The 16729-nt window shown below is 54.1% G+C and carries 14 protein-coding genes; 12 read left to right on the top strand and 2 right to left on the bottom strand.

What is annotated here, in order from left to right; translation table 11 throughout:
• The 12 genes from AADEFJLK_RS13600 to AADEFJLK_RS13545 all read left to right on the top strand — a co-directional run.
• A partial coding sequence (locus AADEFJLK_RS13600) for a transposase domain-containing protein (RefSeq protein ID WP_146054616.1) occupies positions 1 to 307 on the top strand: 307 nt, incomplete at its 5' end.
• Between the two features lie 141 nt (positions 308 to 448).
• Entirely contained in the window at positions 449 to 2098 is a 1650-nt protein-coding gene (locus tag AADEFJLK_RS13595; RefSeq protein ID WP_103974650.1) for a cyclic peptide export ABC transporter, read from the top strand.
• Entirely contained in the window at positions 2098 to 4482 is a 2385-nt protein-coding gene (locus tag AADEFJLK_RS13590; protein ID WP_103974649.1) for a penicillin acylase family protein, read from the top strand. The genes AADEFJLK_RS13595 and AADEFJLK_RS13590 overlap by 1 nt, the downstream gene beginning before the upstream one ends.
• 328 nt (positions 4483 to 4810) lie before the next feature.
• A complete protein-coding gene (locus tag AADEFJLK_RS13585; RefSeq protein WP_146054596.1) occupies positions 4811 to 5863 on the top strand; it encodes an efflux RND transporter periplasmic adaptor subunit in 1053 nt (350 codons plus the stop codon).
• Positions 5864 to 5866: 3 nt separating this feature from the next.
• Entirely contained in the window at positions 5867 to 8932 is a 3066-nt protein-coding gene (locus tag AADEFJLK_RS13580) for an efflux RND transporter permease subunit (RefSeq protein WP_103974647.1), read from the top strand.
• Positions 8929 to 10275 carry a TolC family outer membrane protein gene (locus AADEFJLK_RS13575; protein WP_170065118.1) on the top strand — a complete coding sequence of 449 codons (1347 nt, stop codon included), beginning with the start codon at positions 8929 to 8931 and terminating at the stop codon, positions 10273 to 10275. The genes AADEFJLK_RS13580 and AADEFJLK_RS13575 overlap by 4 nt, the downstream gene beginning before the upstream one ends.
• A gap of 515 nt (positions 10276 to 10790) precedes the next feature.
• Positions 10791 to 12053: an SBBP repeat-containing protein gene (locus AADEFJLK_RS13570; RefSeq protein WP_103974645.1), complete on the top strand. Its 1263-nt coding sequence runs from the start codon at positions 10791 to 10793 to the stop codon at positions 12051 to 12053.
• Between the two features lie 528 nt (positions 12054 to 12581).
• Positions 12582 to 12809, top strand: coding sequence for a hypothetical protein (locus AADEFJLK_RS13565; RefSeq protein ID WP_088620282.1), 228 nt, complete (start codon positions 12582 to 12584; stop codon positions 12807 to 12809).
• Positions 12806 to 13597 carry an energy transducer TonB gene (locus tag AADEFJLK_RS13560; protein WP_103974644.1) on the top strand — a complete coding sequence of 264 codons (792 nt, stop codon included), beginning with the start codon at positions 12806 to 12808 and terminating at the stop codon, positions 13595 to 13597. The genes AADEFJLK_RS13565 and AADEFJLK_RS13560 overlap by 4 nt, the downstream gene beginning before the upstream one ends.
• A gap of 83 nt (positions 13598 to 13680) precedes the next feature.
• On the top strand, positions 13681 to 14367 hold the full coding sequence (locus AADEFJLK_RS13555; protein WP_346222703.1) for a MotA/TolQ/ExbB proton channel family protein: 687 nt from the start codon (positions 13681 to 13683) through the stop codon (positions 14365 to 14367).
• Positions 14345 to 14755 carry an ExbD/TolR family protein gene (locus AADEFJLK_RS13550; RefSeq protein ID WP_088620284.1) on the top strand — a complete coding sequence of 137 codons (411 nt, stop codon included), beginning with the start codon at positions 14345 to 14347 and terminating at the stop codon, positions 14753 to 14755. Before AADEFJLK_RS13555 ends, AADEFJLK_RS13550 begins: the two co-directional genes overlap by 23 nt.
• 640 nt (positions 14756 to 15395) lie before the next feature.
• Positions 15396 to 15740: a FecR/PupR family sigma factor regulator gene (locus AADEFJLK_RS13545; RefSeq protein WP_170065117.1), complete on the top strand. Its 345-nt coding sequence runs from the start codon at positions 15396 to 15398 to the stop codon at positions 15738 to 15740.
• Between the two features lie 56 nt (positions 15741 to 15796).
• Here the strand turns inward: AADEFJLK_RS13545 and AADEFJLK_RS13540 are convergent, their stop codons facing one another.
• Both AADEFJLK_RS13540 and AADEFJLK_RS13535 read right to left on the bottom strand, forming a co-directional pair.
• The gene (locus AADEFJLK_RS13540; protein WP_088620285.1) at positions 15797 to 16018 is read right to left on the bottom strand and encodes an MbtH family protein; all 222 of its coding nucleotides are present in this window, start codon (positions 16016 to 16018) and stop codon (positions 15797 to 15799) included.
• 132 nt (positions 16019 to 16150) lie between these two features.
• Positions 16151 to 16657 carry an RNA polymerase sigma factor gene (locus AADEFJLK_RS13535; protein ID WP_088620286.1) on the bottom strand — a complete coding sequence of 169 codons (507 nt, stop codon included), beginning with the start codon at positions 16655 to 16657 and terminating at the stop codon, positions 16151 to 16153.
• Positions 16658 to 16729: the final 72 nt, after the last annotated feature.

Here is a 16729-nt window from a genome sequence, read left to right as displayed (position 1 = left end):
CCGTTATGCGGAAACCGGACATCTGCCGATTGACAACAACCCCGTGGAAAACTGCATCCGGCCCATTGCGTTGGGCAAGAAAAATTGGCTGTTTGCCGGCTCCGAACGTGCCGGGCAACGTGCCGCCGCGATCCAAACCTTACTGGGCACGGCCAAGCTTAATGGCCTAAACCCGGCGGCATGGCTGAAAGAAACATTAGAAAAACTGCCCATGTGGCCGAATAGCCGCATTGATGAATTGTTGCCTTTGACCCCCGAACAAATAACGGCGATTAAACAAACTTTACCTGAAAAGGCAACGTGGTAGGGACACGCGCTTACAATAGTTGCGACAAAATTGTCAGGTGAGGTAACAGGCCATTAAAACGTCATTAACAAACCCGTTCTAACAAAACTAACCCATGCTTAGCGTTGGTCAAAGCATTAAACAACCCACTCAGGAAACACTATGTTCGGTTATTTATGGCGCACCTCTTGGCAGACGATAGTATGGGTATTAATCATCGGCATCACCAGCGGTTTGGGCAGCGCGGCCTTAATAGCGACCATCAACCAAGCTTTGTCGGTGCCCAGTGAGGCGTTGTTAGGGCAGTTTGTCGGCTTATGCGCCTTGGTCTTACTGAGCGAAACGCTGTCTTTTAGCCTGACCAGCCGCTTGAGCGAAGCGACCATCTACAAGCTGCGCATCCGTATCAGCCAATTAATCCTCGGCTCGCCCTACCCAAATTTGCAAAAACTCGGCAAGGCCAAATTATTGGCGAACCTGACCACCGATATTGCCACGCTTTCCCAAGCGTTTATGTTATTGCCGGAGATTTGCATACATGGGGCGGTCGTGGTGGGTTGTCTGGCGTATTTGGCGTGGCTGTCTTGGCAAATGGCGTTGGTGTTGACGGGTATTATCATCGTTACGGTCGGCACTTACCGGTTGTTGACCCAAGCCCCCGGACGGGCTTTTGTCAAAGCGCGGGAAGAATATGATAAATTGGGGCAAAGTTTCCGCCATCTGACCGAAGGCATCAAAGAACTGAAATTACACGCCGAGCGGAGCCGCGATTTTATGACCAGAAGCTTGGCGGCCAGCGCGGAAAACCACCGTCGGCTGACGCTGTTTGCCAACGTCACCTTTATGCTGGCTAATAAATACACTTTTCTCGTGTATTATCTGGCGATAGGCCTGATCCTGTTTGGCGGGCTTTGGCATCAGGCCGCGCCGGAGGTGGTCAGCGGCTATGTGTTGGTGTTGCTGTTTATGACTGGCCATCTGGCGGGCTTGACCCATAGCTTACCCGCTTTCGTGACGGCACGGATTGCCCTGGACAAAATCACCCAATTGGGGGAAGCGCTGCAAACTGAACCGCTGGGCACACCTAATGCGCCGTTGCCGAAACAATGGGCCACCTTCCAGTCCTTGACCTTGGACGAAGTCACCCACAGCTTCCACCGGGAAAAGGAAAACCGCCGTTTTACCTTAGGCCCCATCAATCTGGAGTTTAGGCCCGGTGAACTGGTGTTTTTGGTCGGCGGCAACGGCAGCGGCAAGACCACCTTGGCGATGTTGTTAATGGGGCTTTACCATCCTGAACTGGGTGAAATCCGCTATAATGGTGTCCGCATCAGCGCGGCGAACCGGGCGGCCTATTTGCAACAGTTTGCCGTGGTGTTTGCTGATTTTTATCTGTTCGACGAGTTGTTCGGCTTCGATGCCGACAAAATCACTTATAAGCTGATGGATTATCTGGAGCGCCTGCATTTGCAGCATAAATTGACGCTGAATAACGGACGGTTTTCCACCACCGCCTTGTCGCAGGGTCAATGCAAACGTTTGGCCTTACTGGTGGCGTATCTGGAAGACCGCCCGTTTTATATTTTTGACGAATGGGCGGCCGACCAAGACCCCGAATTTAAGGAACTTTTTTATACCGAACTGCTGCCGGAGCTCAAGGCCAAAGGCAAAACCGTATTGGCAATCACCCACGATGACCGCTATTTCCATCTGGCCGACCGCTGCATCACACTGGAAGAAGGCCAGATTAAGGCCATCGACTATCCGCCCGTCACCACACCCCGTCCAATGGTTGAATTTGGGGAGTATTAATGCGCCTGTGCCGCTGGCTTATCGTTTATCCCCTGGCCGTTGCCGTGGTACTGGCCGTTATCGGCTTGGGCGGCGGCTGGTGGCTGTTGCGGCAATCCCTGCCGGAATTGGCCGGTACCCTAAGCGTCGCCGCCTTATCCGCCCCCGTCACCATCACCTCAGACCGCTACGCCATCCCGGTCATCCAGGCCGAAAACCGCCTGGACGCGATACGCGCCCTAGGCTTTATCACCGCGCGTGACCGCCTGTTCCAGATGGATTTGCTGCGCCGTAAAAGTGCCGGGCGGCTGTCCGAGTTATTTGGCGCCATGACGGTCGGTGCTGACACCGCCGCGAGAATTTATGGTTATCCCCACATTGCCCAAGCCGCGTTAGCCAAGCTGCCGCCTGAGCATCAGCGTTATCTCGCCGCCTATACCGAAGGCGTGAACAGTTTTATCGGCCAGGCTAAAGCCCTGCCTTTTGAATTCACCCTCTTGAATTATCGCCCAGAACCTTGGCAAGCCTCGGACAGTTTGCTGGTGGCGTTGGGGATGTCCGAAATGCTGACTGCGTGGGCCGAAACGGAAGAGCGCATGTTAAGCGTGATGACCCAAACCTTGCCCGCCGAGGTCGTGGCGTTTCTGACCCCCGACACCGACCGCTTTACCGACAGCCTGTACCCTAAACCGTCTTGGCGGCCTGCCCAAGCTGTGCCCACCGCCGCCCTTGAGAAATTGCTGCTGCCCGCCGCACCGCCAGCACAGGCTGATGCGACCTTGGTGCGGGAATTTGTCCGTGGCTCCAATGCTTGGGCGGTCAGCGGCACAAAGACGGCAGACGGGCGGGCGATTTTGGCAAATGACATGCACTTGGACTTGTCCGTACCCAACATTTGGTATCGGGCGGAACTTAAGTACGGCAACACCCATAGCGTCGGCGTAGTGTTGCCGGGCACGCCCGTGTTTGTGGCCGGCAGCAACGGCCATATCGCCTGGGGCAACACCAATCTGACCGGGGATTTTTTAGATTTGGTCAGTTTGGAGCTCAACCCCGCCAATCCTGGGCAATATAAAGTCGGCGACCATTGGCAAGACTTTAGCCATAAGCAAGAGCGCATCATTATTAAAGATGCCCCCGCCAAAGACCTTGATGTGCAAATGACGGTGTGGGGGCCGGTCACCGTTAAACCCTTATTGGGCAAGCCCGTCGCCATCCATTGGACGGCGTTGGAGGCGGACAACCTCGGCTTGGGGTTGCTGGATTTGGAGCCGACTGCCACGCTGCCGGACGCGCTGGCGGTGGTCAACGCTATCGGCGGCCCACAACTGAATGTGCTGTTAGCGGATGACCAAGGCCATATCGCCTGGACGCTCATGGGCAAAATACCCCGCCGCATCGGCATGGACGGCTCGGTGAGCCGTTCTTGGGCAGACGGTAAGGTCGGCTGGGACGGTTATGTCAACCCCCAAGACTTACCCCGCGTAACCGACCCCGCCCAAGGTTTTTTGGTGTCGGCCAATGACCGCCGCCTAGGCAAAGACTATCCCTATATCATCGGCCACCAATTTGCCCCAGGAAATCGGGCTTACCGCATCAGCGAACGGCTAGGACAAATGCAGGAGACCAATGAATGGTCTCTGTTTAATCTGCAAGGGGACACGGAAATGGAATTCTATGGCTTTTACCAGCAATTGGCTTTGGGGCTGTTAAGCCCGGCGACTGTCCGCCAGCACCCGGAACTGGAAGAGGTGCGCGATTACCTGATGGCGTGGGACGGGCGGGCGGACACCGACAGCCTAGGCTTTGCCTTATTGCAGCAATTCCGTAAGCAATTGGTCAAAACCGTGCTGACACCGTTTTTGAATGCCTGCAAAAGCGCCGATAACAACTTCTCCTACTCTTGGCTTTACGTCGACACCCCCTTGCAAGCCCTGCTCAAACAAAAAAGCCCGGCCTTATTGCCCGACCCGACGCACTATAAAAACTGGGATGACTTTATCATCGCGCAATTGCAAGACAGTGCGCAACGGCTTAAGACCCAAGCCCCAACCCACCAACTGGCGGAGCTAACCTGGGGGAAAATCAACAAAACCCGCTTGCTGCACCCTATTTTCGGTGCCGTGCCGATTATCGGCGACTGGCTGAACATGCCGGAACAACCCTTAGCCGGGTGCGGCGGTTGTGTCCGCGCCAACGGCCCCGGTTTTGGGGCCAGTGAACGGCTGGTGGTTTCCCCCGCCCATCTTGACGACGGCATCTTACAAATGCCCGGCGGCCAATCCGCCCACCCCTTATCGGCGAACTACCACGACCAACAAGCGTTTTGGGTGCAAGGTTTGCCGCTGCCTTTGCTGGCCGGAACGGTGCAGCACACGCTGATGCTAAGTAACCGCCCCCAATGACCATCTGCCCAAACCGATAAGGGACGTGCATAAAATAACTTCAGCATCCTCATTTTTGGAGCGCGGGCAAGATGCCCGCTCTCCAAGACCCGTACCCTTTAGCGTTTGTCTGAATTATTCCCTAGCCATTCCTAACGCAAATACGGCGTGAGGTTTTTGGGGTGTTAAGCGTCTTAGCAAGAGCCACGGATAAATCCCTTAGTAAAGCTTTTCAAGCTTGTTACATCTAGTGGCGCGGACGCTCCGGCTTTAACTGTGCGTTCTTAACGTTTACATCCGCACACTAAAGCCTTATAGCTGGCATTGATAACCAACAGGAATCCGCACATTGTCTATTACTCACGCAGGGCTTGCCCTTGTTTGGCTCAGCCTGGTGTTGTGTCCGCAGGTGCAGGCCGAAGGTCTTATCGCCGTTACTGTCAGGCCGTTGGCGCAACTGGAGGTTTATCCCGAATCCGCCGCCCCGGCCATGACCGTCAGCCTCAATGACGCACCCATCACCGCGCAAATCGACGCACAGCTTACCGAGATGGCGGTGCGGGTCGGCGATGCCGTTAAGGCCGGGCAGGTGTTGGCACAATTAGCCTGCCAAGATTTTGAGTTGGAGCGGACACGCTTGCAAGGGGAGCGGCAAGCCAGCCAAGCGCGGCTGGAATTGGCGGGCTGGCAGTTGCAACAAACCGAAACCTTGGCGGCGCAGCAAACCGTACCGCAAGAACAAGTGCAGGAAAAACGCGCCCAACTGTCGGTATTGCGCGGCGAATTGGCGGCAAATGCCGCGCGTATCGACACCACCACCCGGCAAATCGGCCATTGCAGCGTCAAGGCTCCCTTTTCTGGCGTGGTGACGGCCCGCCTGATAGGCATAGGCCAGTTTGTCACCCGCAGTACGCCGTTATTGCGCTTATTGGATACTGGCCATTGTGAAGTGTCGGCGCAAGTCTCCAGCCGCGAAGTGGCGGCGTTAACCCAAGCCAAAACCCTAACGTTTGAGTACAACAGCCAGCACTATCCATTGCGCTTACGGACGATTGTGCCGACTATACGCCCAGAAACGGGCAGCCAAGAAGTGCGCTTGGATTTTAGTGGCCGCAAAGCCGAGCCGGGGGCGGCAGGGCGTTTAGTGTGGCGCAACCCCGCGCCGCATCTTGCCGCCGAGGCGCTGCTCAAGCGCGGTGAGCAATGGGGGGTATTTACCGCCAGTGCCGGGATGGCGCATTTTCAGCCCTTACCCGATGCCCAGCCCGGCCACCCCGCCCTGATTGCCTTGCCGCCTGGCACGCCTATTGTCGTGTCAGGCCAATATGGCCTGAATGACGGGATGCCGATCACAGTGCAAACCGACACTCCCCCTAAGGCCGACAGCAAGGGGCAACCCTAACCCATGTGGCTGACCCGGCTTTATGATAATTCTGTCCTCGCCAACTTGGCCTATAGTCTGGTACTCATTTTGGGGGTGTTGGCCTATATGCAATTGCCTAAGGAAAAAGCCCCCGATGCCAATCTGAATATCATTGAAATCAGCATACCGCTGCCGGGTGCGTCCACCGAAGATGTCGAACGGTTGGCCATTGACCCTATTGAGCGGATGTTACGATCTAAAATCAAAGATATAGAACACGTTTTCAGCAATGCCCAAAGCGGGGCAGGGCAGGTGACGGTGGTGTTTCAGGATATTAAGCGCCCCCTGTATGAACGCCGCCTGTTGGATGTGCGCCGCGAATTGCAAGCCTTGGCGCAAACGGAATTGCCCAAGGACACCGTACCGGATGTCATTGAAGTCAATAGCACTAACCCGGATTGGTTCAAAGTGTTGGTGTACGGGCCGGGTGAAGACGATAACTTCCGCCGCCAAGCGCGGCAAGTGCAACGGGATTTACAGCGTTTGCCCGGCGTATTGCGGGTGGATACCAAAGGCTTGGAAGACCCGGAACTGCATGTCGTCTTTCACCCTGAGCGTTTGGCGGGCTTGGGCATTGATCCGACGGCGCTGGCCGATACGGTGCGGGCTTATTTTCGCGACCTTGCCGCCGGGATGGTGGAGGTGGATGGCCGGGAATGGCTGGTGCGGGTGACGGGTACGGACAACGCCGCCGCCCAACTGGCGGCTTTGCCGATTATCGCCGCGCAAGGCACAGTGAAACTCGGCGACCTGGCCGACATCAGCCGCACCAGCAAAAAAGTCAAATTGGGCGCCCGCTTCCGCGACCAAACCGCCGTTGTGGTGATGCCGATGAAGCAGCCGGGAGCCAATACCCTGGACGTAATCGACAGCATTAACGCGTATATCGGCCAGCGTAATCGGCTAAGTGCCGCCACGGGGGTAAAGTTATTCTTGCTGATTGACACCTCGGATGCGATACGCGACGCGCTGGCGGTTATGGAAGGGCATACTTGGTCGGGGATGGCGTTGGTGTGGGCGGTGACGTGGCTGATGCTCGGCACCCGCTTGGCCTTGCTCACCACGCTGGCGGTGCCGTTTGCCCTATCGGGGGTGTTTATCGCCCTGCAACTGAGCGGACAATCGCTTAACCTGAGCGTATTGCTGGGGGTGGTGATTGTCTTAGGCATGTTAGTCGATGATGCGGTGGTGGTGATTGAAGCCATCGGCCAGTATTTGCGCCGTGGCTTAGCGCCGCTAGCAGCGACGGTGGCGGCGTTACGCGAAGTGTGGTTGCCCGTCGCCACCTCGTCATTAACCACTATCGCCAGTTTTATGCCGCTGATGTTGGTGGGCGGCATATTTGGCACGGTCATGGGAGTCGTGCCGCAAGTCGTCTGCGGCGCGTTGCTGATTAGCTTAGTGCAAGCCTTATGGATATTGCCGACCCATGCGGCGGCTACCGTCAAACTGGGGGCGGAAGCGTGGTGGCGGGAACGGCTGCGCCGTCGCCTGCAAAAACACTATACCTTGCTGTTGCTGCGGGTGTTGCGCAGACCGGGACGCGCGTTACTGGCGGTGGCGGCGATTTTTCTCTTGGCGGGCGCGGCATTGGGTTTGGGCTGGGTGCGCTTTGATTTTTTCCCGGAAGAGCCTAATTACGGTTTTGTTGTGACCTTGGAAATGCCCAACGGCACACCGTCCGCGCGTACCTTGGACAAATTGACGGAAATCGAGCGGCGCGTGGGCGGCCTGTTTAACGCGGGCGAACTGCGGGCCAGCGCCATCGAAAGCGGGGCGGTGGTCATTGACGGCAAATACTTGTATGGCCATCAATACGGCGACATCTGGTTTAATCTCAATACCGATGCCAAACGTGATGCCGCCGCGCTCATCCCCTTAGTCAAACCCGTCTTGCAAAGCATTACCGGCACGGTGGGCGTTTGGGTGGAAGGCGACGCGCCCAGCCATACCGGCAAACCCATTAAGCTGATGCTGTCCGGCGTGGGCGGCCAGGAACTGGAAGCGGCCATTGCCGAATTAAAAAGGCTGCTCGGCAGTTTGCCTAGCGTCCATGACAGTAAACTGGCCAATGTCGCGGGCTTGCCGGAACTACAACTGCATTTGGATAGTGCCGCCATCCAAAGGGCGGGGCTAAACCCCGACGCAGTGCTGCGCACGGTGCAATTGTTAGCGGATGGCGAGAGCGTCGCACGTTTTACTGACCAAAGCGAACCCGTGGGGGTGCGGGTCAGGGCGCACAACGGCAACGCCACCGACATCGCCGTCTTCTTGCGGCACACCGTCACCCGCGCCGACGGCAGCGTCGTGCCGCTAAGCCAAGTGCTGGTTGCCGAACAGCGCATCGGGCCGGCCAGTATTGTCCATAGGGATTTCCAGCGTATTGTGACCTTACAGGCCGACATCGACAAAAGCCAAACCGACACCTTAACCATCAATCAGCAGATTAAGGCGCGTTGGGCGGCGGTTAGCGGGCGTTATCCGGGGGTACAAGTGAATTTCGGCGGCGAAATAGAAGCGGTGAACAAAGGCTTAAGCCAATTAGGGCAACAGTTTGTGCTGGGCATCGGCCTGATTTTCCTGATTGTCGGCGCCCAGTTTAAAAGCTATGGCCTGCCTTGTTTAGTATTGCTGAAAGTACCGATGGCCTTTGCGGGCGTGGTGTTGGGCTTGCTGCTGTCACGCGAACCGATTAGCCTGTACACCTTATACGGCGCGGTCGCCTTGGCGGGGATTGCCGTCAATTCGGCGATTTTGCTGTTCTCCGCCGCGCATGACCGTTTATTGGGCGGTATGGGGGTAGTCCATGCCGCCGTCTACGCTGCGCGGCGGCGCATGTTGCCTATCCTGATCACCTCGTTGACAACGCTGGTCGGCTTATTGCCGTTAGCACTGGCGGCTGACCGCTCCGCTACCTTATGGCGGCCTGTGGCGACCGCCATTGTTTGGGGGGTGGGGTTCTCAACGCTGTTGACGCTATTCATCGTGCCGTTGCTGTATCGTCTGGCGATGGGCGGGGCAAGGCCGAAGCCACAGGCGGCGCGATGATAGACCGCAATAACCGCTTATTCTATCTTGTGCCATTGCTGCTCAGCCTTGGTGTTGCCCCGCCTAGTCTGGCCGATGACTTAGTGGCGGTTTACCGACAAGCCGCCCAAGAAGACCCGCAATTGGAAGGGGCGCGGGAAGCCTTGGCGGCGGTGCAGGAAAACCGTGACCAAACCCGCGCGGCGTTGTTCTTGCCTAGTGCCGATTTTAGCGCCAACGTTAACCAAGATCGCCAAAGCGTACAATTTGGCGGTGCCGCCACGGGTTCAAGCGGTAGCAGCACGTTCGTGTCCGGCGGCTACACCCTGACCCTGACCCAACCGATTTTGCATTATGAGCGCGTTGTGGGCAAGCAACAGGCCGATAAGCGCGTCGCTCAAGCCGAAGCCGAATTCGCCGCCGCCGAAATCGCGGTGTTGTTGCGGGTCGCCGAACGTTATTTCGAAGTGTTAGCCGCCGCCGATAATCTGCGCTTCGCCCAAGCGCAACGGGACGCTTTGGCGCGTGGCTTAGCCGAGACCCAACAACGCCAACGGGTCGGTTTTTTGGCGACGGCGGATGTGCAAGAGGCTCAAGCGGGCTATGACCGCGCCCTGTCCGATGTCGTTGATGCCGAACACCAGTTGCGCGATGCCCAAGAAAGCTTACAGGAAACCACCGGCCAACAGTACGCGCAACTGGCGGTGTTGCGCGACGACATCCCTCTGGTTGCGCCAGAGCCTGCCAGTGAAGCGCGTTGGGTAGACCAAGCCTTGGTGCAAAATTTAAGCCTGCGGGTCAGCGAGCAACTGGTTGAAATCGCCAAGGCGGCGATTGAACTACAAAAATCCGGGCATTTGCCCACCCTAGATGCCGTCGGCAGCCAAAGTTTTTCCACTAGCGGTGGCCGTTTCGGCTCGTCGGATGTCGAGGACACCATCGTCGGCCTCAGCCTGACCGTGCCGTTGTATCAAGGCGGTCAGGTCAATTCTAAAATCAGGGAAGCCGAACATCGGCACAGCCAAGCCAAGGCCAATCTCAAACAAGCGCAACGCGCCGTACATCGGGAGGCCAGCAACGCCTTTCTCGGCGTGGTCGGCGGCATCAGCCGCGTCAAGGCCTTACGGCAAACGGTAAGCTCCAGCCAAACCGCCCTCGCCGCCACCCAAGCCGGGTTCCGGGCGGGGCGGCGCACCGCCTTGGATGTTATCATCGCCGAACGCGAACAACTCCGCGCCCAAAACGATTACGCCCGCGCCCGTTATGATTATTTGCTGGCCACACTGCGGCTGAAACAGGCGGTAGGCACCTTATCGCCGGAGGATTTGGTAAAAATCAATGGTCTGTTGGTAAACCACAGCTAAATCAGCGTGCAATGGCCTTTAGCCATTTTTCGAAAGGGAATAGGTGAACGGTTACTCCAAATCGGCGGCAAAATATTTTAGAAGTGCAAAAGGTACGCACAGCGTACCCTACGGTGAATGTAAAAGCCGAAGATTTGGCCGTTCACAGTATATATAAACATCATGCGCTTAAAGATTCTTTGCGAAAAAGACAAAACCGTCATAATTTAAAAAAACCCCATAAAACTATATTTATAATACATTGATTTTAAACAGTAAAAACTTTTTCATCACTTCATATTAGTATGGTTTTCAAAAAATCCTTTCTGTCAATGCGTAACTTCTATATTCTATGAAAGGGGCAAACCCGGTCACTTTTTAACATGATTAGCCTACCTGTTTTCCGCCAAACGTTCAGTTAAAAATTTTGGGCTGTTTTATGAAAAACGGGATGGTCGGGTACTACATTGATAAGCCCTGACATGTTGTTTCTACTCATATTTATTTAAATATAAAGACGTAACCAGGTACAGATTATGAACAATTATAAACTCTACAAGCTTTACGGATTCTTATGCGCCGCGTTCCTTGCCTTTACCCCCGCTAATGCCGCCCGCGCAGCAGATACTCCCCCAGTAACCATCGGCTACACCCAACATTACGGGTCTCCCCTTGATGAGCAATTGACGGGTATTGCCCATGACCCGTTGGGCAATGCCTTTATGGTAGGAAATAGGCTAGACCCCAGTGCCAGCACCTACGGTATCGACGGGTTTGTCCGCAAATACGACGCGTTTGGAGCACTCCTCTGGCGCCGAGGCAAAGCTTCCGCATCGGCCAACGGTATAGCGACGGACAAAAACGGCAATTCGTATATCGTAGGCGCCTATACTGCTGGCGCATGGCCCAACCAGCGCGACTACATTTATCTCCAGAGTTTCAATGCCACGGGAAGCCCATTGTGGACAAAAAATTTCACGATTCCAGTCGCAAGTGACCGCACGCTTTTAACGGCCAACGCCATCGCCACCACCCAAGATAATAATTCTATTATCATCCTTTTCGAAAAAGCCTACTACCCGTATCAAAATCGGCAAGTTTTTATCAGAAAATATAATCTGTCAGGGGAGTTGTTATGGGAAAGTCAGGCGAGTTCCACCTCGTCGCCCTATGCAGCCCGCCCAAGCTTGGCCACCGATGCCGACGGCAACAGCTATGTTGCAGCCAACAGTGTCGCTTTCCAACAATGGAATACCAGCCTTACCCGGCTGGATGCCCAAGGTACCGCCACATGGACCGTTCCCTTCTTTCCGACCAGCTCGACCAAGCTCACTTATGTACATGCCTTAGCAGCCGATAGCGCGGGCAATGTGTACCTCACGGGGATCACCAGGGGCAACCTCGCGGGCGACAACAAAGGCTCCGATGATGTGTTTTTGCGTAAATACGGCCCAGACGGCACCGCACTGTGGACGAGCCAGTTCGGTACCGACAGCAGCGATTATGGCAATGCCCTAACCCTTGATTCCGCCGGAAATATCTATGTCGCGGGATCAAGTATGGGCTCACTAAACGGCACAAACCGGGGGGGCTATGATGCCTTCGTCCGCAAATACAATGCGTCCGGCAAACTGGTGAGGGGTCAGCAATTCGGCAGTAGCGACTTCGATATCGCCAATGCTGTCCGTGTTGGTGACGACGACGCGGTTTATGTCGGCGGAAATACTAACGGCAATTTTGGCGGAACAGCCAAGGGTAAATTAGATGTTTATCTTCGCAAATACGGGCTATTTCGATGAAGCCTGCGCAGGAGTAAGATACCGTCACTAATCAAACGACGGGCAAAATGCGGACACACACGGTCAGGCTATGGCCTAAACCGTGTGTGCCAACGTTCATCCTGCCATTTTACAAACAATATATAAATAAAATTGTTATGGCTTTATATGGGTTTTACTAAAGAGGCACGGCAAAAAGACCCTGAAACCCATATAAAGCCTATTTTTAATACATAAATTTGTATAGATACCTGCCTCAGGGCAGGGAGTGGCCGTATTACATTGCACTATGTTGTTTTAATTAAATATTATGAACTATTCATTTTAATTTTTAAAACTTGAACATCGGGCACAACAGATTTTATTTCCCGCCTATTAGTAAGCCGTATTAACATTTAGCCTATTTTTATTTTTAATTAGGGTGGGGGATTTATCGCCCCGTTCGTCTTAAGTTAAACAACGATAGGCAAATCGTCATTAGCACTCACAAGATTTGTTCGGTTACATCGTCAATCGTTAATCTAAGGGTCTGAGGGAGAAAATAACGTTATGAACATGGCCTGCCAACAACAGCAGAAAAAGCCCCGCGCCATCAACGGCCCAGGGGCAGAACCCAAATTTCCTGCCGCCCGCTATTTCCAAGTGCATTTTGAGCATTTGCAAGCTCAGCTTGAGGACACGCGGCAAAGCCTCGCGGGCTTGCACGAGCAACTGGCCGAATTAAACGGCAAGCTGCAATTTCATACCGAGCCGTCCCGATCTGACTTAAAGAAATGACAGTTTATTTTGTCGGGCCCAGCCCTAAATACTCAGGCCGCTTGCCAATACCATCAATAACCTTGGCAGACGGCTGGCAACGTCCTCTGGCGATTGCCGCCGTTGCCGTGTTAGCGGCACTGTTGCACGGCGCTTGCCTGTTTTGGTATCTGGAACGCCCCGCGCCCCAGGCCATCAGCAAAGCCGTGCCGTTACCGACTATTGATATTGCTTTGGCCGGGCCCAGTCCGCCAGCGGTTACCAAAACCGCCGCGCCACCGCCACCGCCGCCTGCTAAAGCCGAACCCAAGCCGCTTGACAAAAAACCTGCGCCAAAACCTAAGCCCAAGCCTGTCCAGAAGCCGAAAATAGCCAGCGAAGTCAAAAAGCCCGCAGCGGAACCGCAAGCCAAGCCCGAAGCTTTACCGGATGTGCCTGCCCCTGCCGCACCGCCAGTGCCCGCCAGTCAGGCCGCTCCGGTAAGCAGCCATCAGGACAAGCCGGCATCAGCGAGCCAGAATAACACCGTGACTTCCGCCTCCGCCAACGCAAATTATTTAAATAACCCCGCCCCGGTTTATCCGCGCATGGCACGGCAACGGCAGTGGGAAGGGAGAGTCTTGCTGCGGGTGTTTGTAACCGCTGAGGGCAATTGCGGCGAGTTGTCGGTACAGCACAGTAGTGGCCATGATGTGCTTGACGAGGCGGCGTTGGAGGCGGTCAAACAATGGCGGTTTGTGCCGGGCAAACGCGGCGACACCGCCGTCGCCAGTTGGGTGAACGTACCGATTGAGTTTAAGTTGGATTAAGTCTACCGGAGCCGCAGCGCGTGTTCTAGGCAGGGAGGCACTGTGCCTCATAATGAAAAATAACTATTGCGCAAAAGGGGGAAATGATTTTGGATATGTCAGAAGCAGGTATTGTCAATGGCACACTGTGTTTATTAGGGTGTTTTTCGTTATTGACGTGGAGCGTCATTTTGCTTAAGGCGCTGGAAGTAGGTTGGAATGCGTGGCGTAACCACCGTTTTATCCGCCAGTTTAAAGCCAGCAAAGTGCCGCAGGCGATTGATCAGCAAGGCCTTAATGCCCAAGCGATGCGCATTTACCACGTCGGCTTGGCTATTCTTAAACGCTTGCCCGAACAGCAGCACTTATCGGTCGGGCAATACCAAGCGTGGCATGAATTATTGGAACGGGCGATGCGCCAACAGTTGCAAAAAGAAAAGGCCAGGATGGAATCGGGCTTAGGCTGGCTGGCAAGTTTCGGTAGCACCTCGCCGTTCGTCGGGCTGTTCGGCACGGTGTGGGGCATTATGCACGCCCTCAAAGACATCGGTGCGCAAGGTTCGGCCAGCTTAGACGTGGTCGCAGGGCCTATCGGTGAAGCCTTAGTCGCTACCGGCCTCGGCATCGCGGTCGCCATTCCGGCAGTATTGGCCTATAACTTTTTTCTGCGCCAAAACCGCGCCACCTTGGCGACATTGGAACATTTTGCCAGTGATTTCCTGCATGACACTATGCAGAACCATTTACTCCAAGCGACGGAATACGACGATGTCCATGCAACTGTCCAATAATGACGACGACGGCGAACTGAGCGAGATCAACGTCACGCCGCTGGTGGACGTGATGCTGGTGTTGCTGGTGGTGTTTATCGTCACCGCACCGCTGCTGACCCAAGTGGTGCGGGTCAAATTACCCAAAACCGAACAGACCGAACCCACCCCCGACCAACATGTCGCCGTGTTAAGCATCAATGCCGAAGGTATGCCGATGCTGGATGACAAAGCCGTGCCGCTGGTGGGCTTAGAGGCGGAACTGAAAGCCTTACAGGCTAAAGACCCTGAAATCAGCCTGCAACTCCAAGCCGATAAAGCGGCGGTTTTTGAGGCCGTCGCCAAAGTCATGGCCAGTGCCCAGCGTTCCGGCATCAGCAAATTATCGTTTGTGACCGTGCAGCAATAACCCGGCCATATAGTCGTCTGTAGGTCAGGCACACTGTTCGCCCGACAGAAGTCCCCGTTCCCTGAGCGAAGCCGAAGGGCGCGGGGGCTTCGACTAGGATAAGGCAGAGATAAAAAGGTTAAATCATGAATGGACGCTTACTACTCGATGATCAAGTTTTTCATAAAATCACCTCTAAATAGTGGGAAAAATTAGCGAAGAGCTAAGGCTTGTCAAGGTGGACAACTCCCTCCCCTGATGGGGAGGGCTGGGGTGAGGAGAATAAAATCAATGACTTACTCTTATGGCTCAGAGATTTTGATCAACGTATTTTTATTCTGTTTAATGAAAAAAGTGTTGTTTAGATTCTCCCCACCCCAGCCCTCCCCATCAGGGGAGGGAGCAGCGTTACCTTTTAACTTGTTGTTTTTAATTAATTTAAATGCTTACCCAATATTTAGTGGCTAAGTTGCTTATTCTAATATTAAAAACTTGATGATCGAGTACTAAAAGCGAGTGTTTTGAAACGGTCAATAATGAAAAATGTCCGGCAAAACAGCGTGCAGAGCCTACCGATCTTGCCGTCCCTGCCAATCTTACGCACTGCCCCTGCCATTCATCAACGTTGTAGTTTGATTGCAAATTATTTACAATGCAAAGCATGAAGCAAGCAAATGAACATCAACCCAGCACCCCTGAACTTGCAGAACACATTGACAGCCAAGCCGCCGCTTGGTTTGCCAGACTGCGTGCTGATTCTGTCACCCCCGAAGAAAAAGCGGCCTTTGCCCATTGGCTGCAAGAGGCTCCTGCCCATCAACAAGCATTTGATGAAATTTGTGCGTTGTGGGCCGACCCACTGCTCCGGCAGGCGCTCAAAGCAGCGGCACAGCCACCGTCCAGCCCTAATGACAAGGCGGGGCAGCGTTTTTGGTATCCTTTATTTATGTTGGCCTGTTTGGCCTTGCTGTCGGTTGTCTACAATGGGCTAGGGATGAGTAGCTGACAGCCCGCCTTGAAACGGGCTTGCTGTCCTTTGCGCCCCCCAGCCCCGATGAGTCCCTAAGACTGCGCGGCCTCTTCCATCTGTTTGCGCAAACTTAACGGGCGCATATCCGTCCACACTGTTTTTATGTAATCCAAGCAGGCTTGTTTGTTGCCGCTTTTATTAACGGCAGACCAACCGCCGGGGATTTCCTTATAATCCGGCCAAATAGAGTATTGCTCTTCGTGGTTCACCACAACCTGATAAACCGTATTATCTTCTTCGTCACCTAACGCCATTTTTTCTCTCCGATGTTGTTACTGTGTTCTTTTTGGGGATTATGAAAATTTCAGCCGCTTTACGGGTATTTAACCCCGGAAAAGCCTAGCCATAGCTAAGACGGCCCAACAGCCAAAAACCTCAGCCACTGCTTAGGCCGGCAACAAGTTTTTCATCCGCTTACGGCAATGCTGCAAACCTTTCATAATGTGCTTTTCAACCCCACTTTCAGAAATGCCCAAATCTTTGGCGATTTCGCTATAGCTCATGCCGTGGATATTATGCAGCGCAAACACTTGGCGGCAACGGGGCGGTAATTCATCAATCACCCCCCGCAAAATCGCCAATTTTTGTTGGTCTACCGCCTCCTGTTCCAAAGAGGGCAATTCCGCTTCAGGTACAACCGTCACATCTTGGCTTTGGGCATAATTGTCGGTGACTTTTTGGTGTTTAAGATAATCAAAAGCCAAGTTTTTCGCGATGCGGAACAAATAGCTGCGGGGGTTTTCAATCAACTGTTTTTTAACGCCTACAGAGAATTTGATAAAACTTTCTTGGACAATTTCTTCCGCCAGATCATGGCAATGGAGGATTTGGAAGACATGGTAAACCAATTCGTTTTTATGTTTTAGGTACAGGTTCTCTATAGTAATGTTCATGTTCTCTTCCGTTGTTCGCGTTAAATAACAAATGCTTGTTATGACAAATAGGCCATTGCCCGACGGCTGTAT

Source organism: Methylovulum psychrotolerans (assembly GCF_002923755.1).
Taxonomy (GTDB): Bacteria; Pseudomonadota; Gammaproteobacteria; order Methylococcales; family Methylomonadaceae; genus Methylovulum; species Methylovulum psychrotolerans.
The sequence above is the reverse complement of the archived record's forward strand: the minus strand, read 5'-3'. Positions and strand labels throughout refer to the sequence as shown.

What these genes read in the sequence shown, in the direction of transcription:
- AADEFJLK_RS13565 (WP_088620282.1), top strand. Translation starts at nt 12,582, where the DNA reads ATGAACATGGCCTGCCAACAACAGCAGAAAAAGCCCCGCGCCATCAAC.
- AADEFJLK_RS13550 (WP_088620284.1), top strand. Translation starts at nt 14,345, where the DNA reads ATGTCCATGCAACTGTCCAATAATGACGACGACGGCGAACTGAGCGAG.
- AADEFJLK_RS13540 (WP_088620285.1), bottom strand. Translation starts at nt 16,018, where the DNA reads ATGGCGTTAGGTGACGAAGAAGATAATACGGTTTATCAGGTTGTGGTG.
- AADEFJLK_RS13580 (WP_103974647.1), top strand. Translation starts at nt 5,867, where the DNA reads ATGTGGCTGACCCGGCTTTATGATAATTCTGTCCTCGCCAACTTGGCC.
- AADEFJLK_RS13545 (WP_170065117.1), top strand. Translation starts at nt 15,396, where the DNA reads ATGAAGCAAGCAAATGAACATCAACCCAGCACCCCTGAACTTGCAGAA.
- AADEFJLK_RS13590 (WP_103974649.1), top strand. Translation starts at nt 2,098, where the DNA reads ATGCGCCTGTGCCGCTGGCTTATCGTTTATCCCCTGGCCGTTGCCGTG.
- AADEFJLK_RS13560 (WP_103974644.1), top strand. Translation starts at nt 12,806, where the DNA reads ATGACAGTTTATTTTGTCGGGCCCAGCCCTAAATACTCAGGCCGCTTG.
- AADEFJLK_RS13595 (WP_103974650.1), top strand. Translation starts at nt 449, where the DNA reads ATGTTCGGTTATTTATGGCGCACCTCTTGGCAGACGATAGTATGGGTA.
- AADEFJLK_RS13575 (WP_170065118.1), top strand. Translation starts at nt 8,929, where the DNA reads ATGATAGACCGCAATAACCGCTTATTCTATCTTGTGCCATTGCTGCTC.
- AADEFJLK_RS13535 (WP_088620286.1), bottom strand. Translation starts at nt 16,657, where the DNA reads ATGAACATTACTATAGAGAACCTGTACCTAAAACATAAAAACGAATTG.
- AADEFJLK_RS13570 (WP_103974645.1), top strand. Translation starts at nt 10,791, where the DNA reads ATGAACAATTATAAACTCTACAAGCTTTACGGATTCTTATGCGCCGCG.
- AADEFJLK_RS13555 (WP_346222703.1), top strand. Translation starts at nt 13,681, where the DNA reads ATGATTTTGGATATGTCAGAAGCAGGTATTGTCAATGGCACACTGTGT.